The 12,196-nt window shown below is 39.7% G+C and carries 6 protein-coding genes; 3 read left to right on the top strand and 3 right to left on the bottom strand.

The features are described 5' to 3' along the window. The first annotated feature begins 222 nt into the window (after positions 1-222). Positions 223-4,722 (top strand): hypothetical protein, encoded by a 4,500-nt coding sequence (locus tag FZC40_RS09305; RefSeq protein WP_186843817.1) that lies wholly within the window; start codon positions 223-225, stop codon positions 4,720-4,722. Positions 4,723-5,415: 693 nt separating this feature from the next. On the opposite strand, the gene FZC40_RS09300 is transcribed toward FZC40_RS09305, so the two are convergent. Then, a complete protein-coding gene (locus FZC40_RS09300; protein ID WP_148603611.1) occupies positions 5,416-6,861 on the bottom strand; it encodes an MDR family MFS transporter in 1,446 nt (481 codons plus the stop codon). 166 nt (positions 6,862-7,027) lie between these two features. On the opposite strand from FZC40_RS09300, the gene FZC40_RS09295 reads away from it, so the two are divergent. Further along, positions 7,028-7,783, top strand: coding sequence for a MerR family transcriptional regulator (locus FZC40_RS09295; RefSeq protein WP_148603609.1), 756 nt, complete (start codon positions 7,028-7,030; stop codon positions 7,781-7,783). 535 nt (positions 7,784-8,318) lie between these two features. Here the strand turns inward: FZC40_RS09295 and FZC40_RS09290 are convergent. After that, positions 8,319-8,768, bottom strand: coding sequence for a hypothetical protein (locus tag FZC40_RS09290; RefSeq protein WP_186843816.1), 450 nt, complete (start codon positions 8,766-8,768; stop codon positions 8,319-8,321). A gap of 1,357 nt (positions 8,769-10,125) precedes the next feature. After that, positions 10,126-11,700, bottom strand: coding sequence for an IS3 family transposase (locus FZC40_RS09280; protein WP_148603603.1), 1,575 nt, complete (start codon positions 11,698-11,700; stop codon positions 10,126-10,128). 180 nt (positions 11,701-11,880) lie between these two features. Here FZC40_RS09280 and tnpB point away from each other — a divergent pair. After that, positions 11,881-12,196, top strand: a 316-nt coding sequence (tnpB, locus tag FZC40_RS09275) for an IS66 family insertion sequence element accessory protein TnpB (RefSeq protein WP_148603602.1), incomplete at its 3' end; no start/stop codon positions are given.

Below are 12,196 nucleotides of genomic sequence, written 5' to 3'. Positions count from 1 at the left end.
ATTGTTTTATTTCGCGTATTTAATCAAAAGCAATCAGTCAATGACATCAATGTCAATCTACCATCTTTTGAATCTAAAGTACTATTTAGAGAGGTTGTAGCCTGTTATTTTGAGGGCTTTTTTTATTTCCTAATTAATGATTCAACTAAATATATTGATCATGATTAATTAGAATGTCATGATCTTAATGAAAACAATCAAGAAATGAAAGGAAACGAATACATGGAAAGAATTAAAGGAAAAAAAGTTGCGGTAAGTCTGCTGTTTGCAATCATAATGGTTTCAATCCTTTTTTCAACAGGGGTTTTTGCAGCTAATGTTGAAGTTGGTGGTGAAGCATCGGTTGGCAATATTATTGTATCGGATGCGACACCAAATACAAAGGAAATTGGAGTTGAATATCGAGGCCATGTTCAGGACTATGGCGATTATCCCACCGATGGAACATGGATTCAGGGTGATAATACTTTGGGAACAACCGGCGAAAGCAAGCGAATCGAAGGGGTCAATATTGAACTGACAACCGGGAAAGCGATTCCTGCAGGAGCAAGCATTCGTTACAATGTTCATATCGAAAATGAAGGTTGGCAGAATGATCCAACTAATTTAACAGATACATCCAATTGGAAAGCAAATGGTGATTTTGCCGGTTCAAAGGGAAAATGTCAGCGTATTGAAGCAATCCAGATTGTATTGGTGGGAGCAGATGGTCAAATGCTGCCGGGCTATTCTGTACAATACCTGGTCCATGGAGAAAACTATGGCTGGGCACAAGGTTGGAAAGCTGATGGTGCGATTGCCGGAACAACCGGTCAGAGCTTACGTCTGGAAGCAATCCAGATAAAAATTGTTAAAAATGCTGCGACCGCTTACGACAATGCTGGAACCTATGGATCGGAAGCGACGACAACGGTAGTCAATAATGATGTAATAGTTAACGCAAATGACGTAGTCCTTCAGAACCTCCATATAAAAGGAGATCTGATCGTAAATAATGATGCAGTAACCGGCACAACAGCTTTAAACGAAAATCAAATCACGGCTGAAACAAGTGTTGGTGGGATTAACTTAAACAATGTCATTGTGGATGGTACGACCTATGTTCGCAGTGGGGGTGAAAACAGTACGCATATTATAGGAGGAAATTATAATGATGTGTTCGTAAGGGAAATCGATTCGAGTGGTCTTGTTTTTGATTTAAGCGGTCAAAGAACACTTACACCACTTACTTTTATTTCCGGAGGGGCCATTATAAACGGGGGCTATTTAAACATAGAAGTAAGAGCACCTGGTCTGAGTATTACTACGACAGGTCGTACGGTCATTGACAATTTTCAAATAGCTGCTGCAGCGACAGGAAGCAATATAAACCTGGGAGCGGATGCTACGGTTGGTAATATGCTTATTTCTGGAGATAATACAAATATTTCCGGACAGGGAACCATTAATCATGCCGCTGTGGATGCAAATAACATTGTCTATCAAAGACCACCAATAAGCCAAACAGTGGCCCCGGATGTTAGTGTTCCGCCCGTTGTTAAACCGGACCAATCTCAAGGTGGCGGTGCAACGATAGTAGTACCTACAGTTAAAGTAACAAATTTAACATTTGTTGATACAGATACGGACGCAGGTCAAATAGGAGGAACCGTTAGTTGGACATCACCATCTGATATAAGCAGCGTAACGGCATATGCGGTCTATGCATCAGCCGATGGAACGACAAAGGGAAACCAAATTGGAACGGATGTGGCAGTCGGAACGAATCAGTTGACAATACCGACAGATACGCCTTATGCACCCTACATCATTGTTGTTGCTAAGAACACAGCGGGTGAAGCCATCACCGCAAATTATGCAAGCGTTGCAGTAACAGATAAAGCCGTGCCCACCGTTAAAGTAACAGGCGTGACTTTTACGGACCTCGATATGGATGAGAATCAAATGAGTGGAACTGTGAGCTGGACGGCACCATCCGATGTAAGCAATGTCACGGCATATGCGGTGTATGCGTCAGCTAATGGCACGACAAAGGGGACACAAATCGGAACGGATGTGGCAGTCGGAACGAATCAGTTGGCAATACCGGCAAATACGCCCTATGCAGCTAATATCATTGTGGTTGCTAAAAACACAATAGGAGAAGCAACCGCTGCGAATTATGTAAGCATTGGAGTAACAGATGCGGTGGTAGTGCCAATAACAAAAGTAACAAACTTGTTATTTTCAGATATAGATTTGGATAAAAACGAAATGGGAGGAATCATCAGCTGGAATGCGCCATCCGACATAAGCAATGTGACCGCATATGCAGTCTATGCATCAGCTGATGGAACAATAAAGGGGACGCAAATCGGAACGGATGTGGCAGTCGGAACGAATCAGTTAGTCATACCGGCAGATACCTCCTATACACCCTACATCATTGTTGTTGCTAAGAACACAGCGGGTGAAGCCATCACCGCAAATTATGCAAGCGTTGCAGTAACAGATAAAGCCGTGCCCACCGTTAAAGTAACAGGCGTGATATTTACGGACCTCGATACGGATGAAAACCAAATGAGTGGAACTGTGAGCTGGACAGCACCATCCGATGTAAGCAATGTGACAGCGTATGCGGTGTATGCGTCAGCTAATGGCACGACAAAGGGGACACAAATCGGAACGGATGTGACAGTCGGAACGAATCAGTTGGCAATACCGGTAAATACGCCCTATGCAGCGTATATTATTGTGGCGGCAAAGAACACAGTGGGTGAAGCAAATTCAGTGAACTACGCAAGTACTGCTGTAGTAGACGTGAAAGCTGTACCGATTGTCAAAGTAGCCAACCTGTTATTTACGGACACAGATGCAGATACTGGTCAAATGGAAGGAACGCTCAGTTGGACAGCACCATCCGACATAACCAGCGTAACGGCATATGCTGTCTATGCGTCAGCTGATGGAACGACAAAGGGGACACAAATCGGAACGGATGTGGCAGTTGGGACGAATCAGTTGGCAATACCGGCGGATACGCCTTATTCTCCCTACATCATCGTGGTCGCAAAGAATACAGTCGGTGAAGCCATCACCGCAAATTATGCAAGTATAGCAGTAACAGATAAATCGGTACCCACCGTTAAAGTATCGGGTGTGACATTTACGGACATTGATACGGATGAGAATCAAATGAGTGGAACTGTGAGCTGGACAGCACCATCCGATGTAAGCAATGTGACGGCATATGCGGTCTATGCATCAGCTAATGGCACGACAAAGGGGACACAAATCGGAACGGACGTGGCAGTCGGAACGAATCAGGTGGCAATATCAGCAAATACGCCTTATGCAGCGTATATTATTGTGGCGGCAAAGAACACAGTGGGTGAAGCAAATTCAGTGAACTACGCAAGTACTGCTGTAGTAGACGTGAAAGCTGTTCCGATTGTCAAAGTAGCCAACCTGTTGTTTACAGATACAGATGCAGATACAGGTCATATGGAAGGAACGCTCAGTTGGACAGCACCATCCGACATAACCAGCGTAATGGCATATGCGGTGTATGCATCAGCTGATGGAACGACAAAGGGGACACAAATCGGAACGGATGTGGCAGTTGGGACGAATCAGTTGGCAATACCGGCGGATACGCCTTATTCTCCCTACATCATCGTGGTCGCAAAGAATACAGTCGGTGAAGCCATCACCGCAAACTATGCAAGTATAGCAGTAATAGATAAATCGGTACCCACCGTTAAAGTATCGGGTGTGACATTTACGGACATTGATACGGATGAGAATCAAATGAGTGGAACTGTGAGCTGGACAGCACCATCCGATGTAAGCAATGTGACGGCATATGCGGTCTATGCATCAACCAATGGCACAACAAAGGGGATACAAATCGGAACGGATGTGGCAGTCGGAACGAATCAGTTGGCAATACCGGCAAATACGCCCTATGTAGCGTATATTATCGTGGCGGCAAAGAACACAGTGGGTGAAGCAAACTCAGCGAACTATGCAATTACTGCTGTAGTAGACGTGAAAGCTGTTCCAACTGTCAAAGTAACAAATCTGTCATTCACGAATACAGATACGGATGTTGGTAAAATGGGAGGAACTGTGAGCTGGACAGAACCTTCTGACGTAACCAGCGTAACGGCATATGCAGTCTATGCATCAGCTAATGGAACGGATAAAGGTGCACAGATTGGAGCAGATGTGTTAGTCGGCACAAATCAATTAACCTTTTCAGATAAAACATATGCATCATATATTATTGTCGTGGCGAAGAACACAGTGGGAGAAGCAATTTCATCCTACTATGCAAAAATAACTGTACAAGAAATCAATACTGCTACTTTTACAGGCGGTGAATTAGGTGATGATACAGGGGTATTAACCTTGAATGTTACTGGAGTAGCGATCGGATCAACATTTGATATTTCTAAACTAACTGTTTCGGGTACTTCTACAAATTATAATCTTATAGGACCATATAAAACAGTGAGTAATTCTAATCTAAATAATGAAGGGGACATATATTTTAGCGGAAGTGAATTAAAGATTATTCTTACTGGTGAGGATGCAACTGCAATAATGCTTTTACCTGGTTATGGAATCGAAAACCTTAATGTCAAAGTTTCGGCAACTTCAGGTTGGAACAAAAATTTATCAAATGTGCCTGCAGATGCGGTTGTTGGACAGACATTGACAATCACCACTACTCCTTAGACACAACATCATAAAATTATGGAGATCCAGAAATATTAAATGGATTTCCTTAGGTTTTGCATTAAACTATAATCTTCTTAAAAGTGCAGTGGTACAATGAGAAATAGACGATGTTTTAGGGGTTATATTATATCATTTAGGGAGTCATTCAAAGTTAGTTTGAGATTAAATATGACGATAATTAGAAATATTTATTGTCGCCTCGAACCGGTACGGCCCACTTTCATCAAAAATGAATACAGTGCAATATAAAAGCGATTAAATAGAAACATTTGGTCGCTTTTTATTTTAATGAATAATAAAAGTAAATTATTGATAATAAAATAGAACTAAATTGCTTAAATATGTGAAGGGGGTTCGGAACGGCTCTTTTGTTTACTTTTCATTTGAAAATTTCTCCTTTATTTTGTTTTTATTATTGACCTGTAAATGGTAAAATAAACCAAACCGATTTACTCTTAAATTTGCATATGCTTTTGACCGCGAAAGTGAATATTCCAATGGTGGGATAGTGAGCGCTTACCAATAATTCAGAGCGCGTTGTCCGAAAAATGGATGCAATTTTTCCAGACAGAGCGCAATTAATTAAGTATTATCAGGTTAATCCTGACCTTGTGTCAGTCGAATCATATGTTCGACATTTGAATGAGTTCTCTGGTCTGGTCGCTGCCTAAGGGATATAGAAGAAATTTATCAAGGAGCTGTAGTGCTATTCGCTGATTTCTGAGAAGCTTTGTTTGTTAAGAACAAAGCCGGAATGAGCATTACCAGGCTAAGGACTAATGCTAACATGAAACCATCGTGGTAAGCAGTGATCATGAGAGAAATCGTTGGTGCTTTACCTTGGATTGACAGGCTAACAACCGTTGCAAGCACTGCTGAACCAAACGCACCACCAATATTTTGCATGAGTCGAGTTCCAACACTGGCTTGAGCAATTTCTTGTTTGACCATACCAGTGTATGCATCAGTCATCATGGGAATGGTGACACCGCCGATACCCATACCGCGAACAAACAAGACAATACTCACAACAATGAGTGAAGAAGCCTCATTGAAGAATACAAATGGAAACGTGCCAACGATGGCTAATGCCAAACTTACCAAGACTACGTTACGCGCACCTAATTTATCAGTAAGCTTACCAATCAATGGACGAGCAACTAACATACCGATACCTTGTGGAATCAAGATCAATCCGGCACCCAAAACCGATAAGCCTTTAATGTTTTGGAAAAATAACGGCAATAACAACATTGGACCATTGGTTGCAATCCCTGCAAGGAACAAGCCAACCATGACAGCGCTGAAACTTTTTGTCTTAAACAAATGTAAAGGGAGAATTGCTTGTTCCTTTTTGATCGCAGCGTAAATCAGGTAGATTGCTAAAATTGTGACTCCTGCGACAACATAACCGATAGTCGTGCTGTTGTTAAACGTAGCACTCTTCGCTGCTTGCGCAATCCCATAAATCAAGGCGACTGAACTGGCACCCAATAAAGTGATACCAATGAAGTCGAATTTCGCTTTTACATTAGCCGGTGTGAAGTTAGGCAACTTCAAAATCATCAAAGTGATGGCAAGAATACCAATAGGAATGTTGACAAAGAAAATGAAACGCCATGATGAGTATTGGATAATCACAGCGCCAATAACCGGACCGAGGATTGGACCCAAGACCGACGGGATAGCAATGGCTGACATTAGACGTCCCATTCGCTCCCTCCCGGCGACTTCAACAATTAAAATACTCACCAATGTCGAAATAAAGCCGGCACTGAAACCTTGAACAATCCGGGAAATAATCAATAAATAGATATCCCCACTAAAGCCCGAAGCAATCGAGGCCGCTAAGAATACTACATTGGCGCCAATCATTAACCATTTACCGTTGAAACGTTGAGCCATCCAACCGGCAAGTGGCACTGAAATTGCCATAGCTAAAACATAACCCGTAATTACCCATTGAATTAAATCAAGACCAGTATTGAAATCAGTACTCAAGTGGTTGATGGCAATGTTGACCATTGTTGAATCAAGTAGTGGCATAACAGCTCCAAGCACTAAAATCCAAGCAATGTTCATGATGCTCTTTGGAATCGACTCAAGTTCGGGAGCTTTTTCATTTTTATTTATCATAAATTAATCCTCCTTGTTATATACGGCGTTTGTTCACAGTTTTTTGCTTTGCAGAACGCCACCTTTCGTATATAATATAATCTATAACGTTACGTTCGAGTCAAGAGGCTTTTGAAAAACAATTGACACTATTTTCAACCGATCACTAAGGAAAGAAGGCAGGAAAATGAAAAGCGTAAATGAAGTGAGTAAGCTCGCCGGCATAAGCCGGCGAACCTTGCAATATTATGATGAAATCGGATTATTACCACCCAGCGCGGTAAAAAAGTCGGGCTACCGCCAATATGATGATGATTGTCTGCGCCGCTTATGGAGCATTCTATTTTATAAGGAGCTCGGCATTTCCCTTGACGACATTCGGTTGATGCTTGAAAACTCAAAGGAAATGGAAAAAGAGTTAATACGACAACATAAACAAATACTTTTGAAAAAACAATCCCAATTGCAAAAAATGATACTATCAGTTGACCGTATATTGAATGATGAATTTGATATTTCAATGCTAAGGGATTTTGATAAAAATAGACTTGAAGCAACGAAGAAAACATATGCGAATGAAATCCGAGAATTAATGGAAAGTGATTTTTTTCTTCCGGCAGCGAAAAGCGATATATTCCCAGTCAGTGTATCTATGCTTAAAAACGCTTCGAAAATAATGACCTTGGATTTTGGTAAGCTCATTGCCCTTGGAATGGAAGTCAGTGAGAAGTTTCACGAAGCTATGACGGATGGCCCGGAAAGTTTTATGGCAAAAGAGGCGGTCACCACTTACAGGGAATTTATAAATATGTTGATGCCATGTGATGATGTCATGCTTCGAAAAATTGGGCAGGCGTATTTGAAGTATAAAGAAGATTTAGATAAAAAGACGCCGGGACTTGCGGAATTTGTAAGCTCGGCTATTAGGTATATCTATCCATAATCAGATGATGCAGTGTGTGAATAAATATGTTCTTTGGCATATTTCTAAAATAAAAATTGATTTAGGCATCAGCATCAAAAGGATTATCCCAAAAACAGTCCTGTTAAAGTAGATTGAGGATGCGGAAGGCGATCTCATTAAAGAAGCTCTACGCGATGCGCGTTACTCTGTAAAAGGTACTTTAAAACATCGAAAAGTATGATCTATTCAAATGGAATATTCATTTGTCCGAAAAAGTATTAACCTTCATTACTGTCCACAATTTTTGTCTAATTAATTGTAGCTATCCATTTTATGATGAGTCTGTCTAATTGAATACCAGGTAACAAACGAAAATCCTGATGATCATACGTGTAAGTTGTTCGTCCGAATTTAGCAGGATTGCAGGGTGATTCACAATCACAGATAAGGGATCCTTTGACCATATGAATTTTGGAACAGCCCCATTTAATCCGATCACTGTGTCATAAGAGATAAACATAGGTATTAAAACCTAACACTGGAAGCTCGCTTTGATTTCTGGGATTCAAGGGAATCAGTGCATTAGAAAAATGACAGGACTCTTGGAGAAAAGCAATGGTATCAAAGGCCGCATCGCCAAGAAAAGGTTGGGCCTAAAAATCAAGATGAAGCGAAAAAAAATCTGTGATAACTGGCTGTAACGCCAAAGAATCTGCGATTGTTTTATCTTCATCCGGCGAATCTGATTTTTTCTCAATCCCAATTCCTGATGATTCTGTTTGAAATCATTATCCAGAAAAGCAATGTAAGGGATGATGCCCTGCCCATTGGTGACAAGGGAAAGCTTATGGGCATAACAGAGGTGACCATTGATGTACATCTGTTTGGCAGTAAGAGAAGCTTCGGTAGTCGAAGGCATCAAATGATAAGCCATTTTATAGGGATCAACATCCGATTTGTTTTTATATGTAGATTTCAATCGTTTGATCAAAGCGTTGAGCGTTTTGGAATTGTTTTCAGTCACATAAATCTCAATGTCGGTGGTACCGATAACAAAAAAGAAACTAGTAAAATAGAGTCAGTATAATACAATTGGATCTGGCAAAAATCCCAATTCCGATAATTGATGATAGAAAGAAAATCAAAAATAATTATTTTTCTTAGTTTTTCAAGTTTTCACAATTGGTAACAGTGACCCGGGGCATAGGAGAGGATTGAACAAAATAATTTGCCATTGATGCCATGAATATTTTGTCCTGCTAACCAGTTTTCTTCAAAAACAATATTTGGGCCTTTTAAATTCAGTAGATTTCATATAGAATAATCATGAGATACGATAAAAATTTCTTTTTTTATCAATTGTTTTGTTGTGTTTACATTATAAATGATTGGGCTTTATCTTGGTTCTTATTTGTTGCAAAAAAATTAGTGATGGCTACTCCAACAACACAAAATATTATAAAACCAAAATAAAATAATATTCAGTACGTTACAATTTATTTTGAAGAATGTCTTTACTTAATATACAAAAGGGTATAATATCAATGAATTTGATGTTATTTAAATCAATTTTGGTTACCATATGAATAACTATTAAATTAAAGGCGCTATGTGTGGTTTTCAAAATTTTTCACCTGAAGCGTCAAAAGAAAAATCATAGTTATCTTAATTTTAAGAAAGAAGGATAATGTCATGAATTTGTTTACAGAACTTGTTATCAGGATTGTTCTTATTATTGTGATAACTGACACGGTTATATTTTTTGTTATTAACAGTAGAAAATTGGAAATAACAGTACCGCTCGTTATCAGTATCATTATTGTTACAATTATACCATTAATTATTAATATCTGGTTTCCTCTCCATCAAAATGGTATAATATAAACTAATCTGGTAAGTAAATAAACGTCTTGTTTAAAATCAATCTTAAATTGTACAGAACCAAATCTTAAAAAAACTTAGCAGTTTCTTAATTAACCCACTGTTAACATGATTAAAAGGTTCCTTTTAATCATGACGGTAATCTTTAATATCAATTGTCACCTTGAAACGGTACGGTCCGCCTCCACCAAAAATGAATTAAATACAACTTTAAAAGCAGCTAAATAGGAATATTTAGCTGCTTTTTATTTGTAATGAATTATAAAAGTAAATTGTTGGTAACAAAATAGAACTAAATTGCTTAAATCTGTGAGGGGGGGTTGGAACGGCTCCAGTGTTTACTTTTCATATAAAAATTTCTCCTTTATTTTGTTTTTATTATTGACCTGTAAATGGTAAAATAAACCATGCCGATTTACTCTTAAATTTATAAATACTTTTGTCTGTTTTTTGCAAGTACTTTTTGCAGAATGGGGGATGCGGACGTTTTGTTGGACCGACTAAGCGACCAACCCCAGACTTTTTCTATAGTTTAATGGGCTCATTCCTCCGAGTGATAGCTTAATCCGTTTTTCACAGTACCACCGAATGTATGCATCAAGCTGTTCAATGAATTGATCTAACGTTACATCAGTCCATGAGTAGCCATAAAACATCTCGTTTTTTAGCCTACCAAAGAATCCTTCACATGCTGAATTGTCTGGCGAGCATCCTTTCTTTGAAATTGACCTTGTAAGCTCAGCTTTTTCAATACGTTCAAGCCAGCCTGGCCAGCGATAGTGACAACCGCGATCGGAATGAACGATGGGTTTTTCGTCGTCTCTAAGCTGGATAATAGCTTCATCAAGCATTATATTTACAAGCTCTGCATTTGGTGATGTACTGATGGTCCAGCTTACCGGAAGACCATCAAAGCAATCGATGATTGGAGATAAGTAGATCTTCCCGGCCGGGATATGAAATTCGGTTATATCTGTCAGCCATTTATTGTTGGGCTTATCAGCCCTGAAATCGCGGTTAATGACATTTTCAACCGCAGGGGTGATTTCACCTTTATAAGAGCTGTATTTCTTGCGCTTGATATTCGGAACCACAAGGTCTTCCTCTTTCATTATTCGGCGAATAACTTTCTCTGATATGGTAGTTCCGGCTGAGTTTATAACAGAATGAATTCTGCGGTAACCATACCTGCTGGATGATTCTTCGAAGGTGTCTTTCACCTCTGTTCTTAAATCAGCATATTTATCTGTATTGATAGCAAGTACCTGATAGCAGTAGCTGCTTTTGGCCATATCCATTATTTTGAGAAGCACATTTAATTGATGGGATTCTCGCAGGGCATTAATAATTATGGCCTTCTCACGATTCGTAAGAGTTTGAAGATTAATGCCCTGGTCTTTTTTTATGAGTTCAGCAGCTTTTTCGTAAATATCGCGCTCAATCTTTAGGCGCTGAACTTCTTTCTGAAGTTCAGCAACCTGTGACGAAAGATCATCTTTTTTTTCATGAAGCTCTGTTACCTCAGCTTCAAGAGATTGAACATTTTGGGATTGAATGATTTTCTTTATGGGCTTTTTCATTGGCTGAACGCATCCTTCTTTCAAAAGCAGACGTTTCCATTTATAGAGATTCTCTCTTGTTGTTCCATACTCAGCAGCAACTTCTTTAGCGGGTTTACTACGGGAACATAGGGAAATGACCGCCTTTTCTTTTTGCTCACGCGTATATTTTACAATAGCTCCACCGGAACGGCAATGTTTTTTTTGGTCTGGAGCAAGCTCTATTATCCATTTATCCAGCATTGGGCGACTTGGATAACCAAGCTTTTTCACTGTCCGTGATACACATTTACCATGCTCAAGATAATAGTTAACGGCCTTTTGTTTCTCTTCATCAGTAAATTTCGATTGTTTGGTAAAATTTTGATGAAGATCGCCGTTCAGTGAATACTCCTTGTACCAATTCCAAAGAGATTCTTTGGAAGGATAGCCTAACTCACGAATTACGGTAGAGTAACTCATATCGTATTGAATAAGCAATTTGACAGCTTTAATTCTTTCCTGATAGGGAAACATGTGGTACCTCCTGGTATTATACTAAGTCCAGGATTTTGTCCGCATCCCCCTTTCTGCAAAAAGTACTTGCAAAAAACAGTCAACACCAGTAATTATCCGGGTTAATAACTTTGAAATCAATCTGCATCCGGGTTTTGAGCCCGCTGTTTTAAAATCTGTGATCAAAACTCTCCAAGGTATATGATTGACACCGCATTGATCGATCAGGTTTATGTTGCCTGTTTTCCCTGTGATATGAGAAAATCGATAAATAGTCTTTCTGCTCTCGTACAGCTGACTTTTGATATGGATCCTTTTGCCAATCATCTCTATGTGTTTTTTAACCGAAAGGGGGATAAAGCCAAAATCCTCCGCTGGTCAAACAATGGTTGGTGGCTTTACTACCGTAAGCTGAGCCGTGGCACATTCAAATGGGTATTTAATGAATCTCAGACCGTTAAAAGCATTTCAGAAAGGCAGCTACGCTGGCTTCTGGATGGTCTTTCTCTGGAACAAC

It is taken from the genome of Acetobacterium tundrae, from assembly GCF_008086615.1.
Lineage (GTDB): Bacteria > Bacillota > Clostridia > Eubacteriales > Eubacteriaceae > Acetobacterium > Acetobacterium tundrae.
Note: the sequence above shows the minus strand (reverse complement) of the source record. Positions and strands in the feature narration are given on the sequence as shown.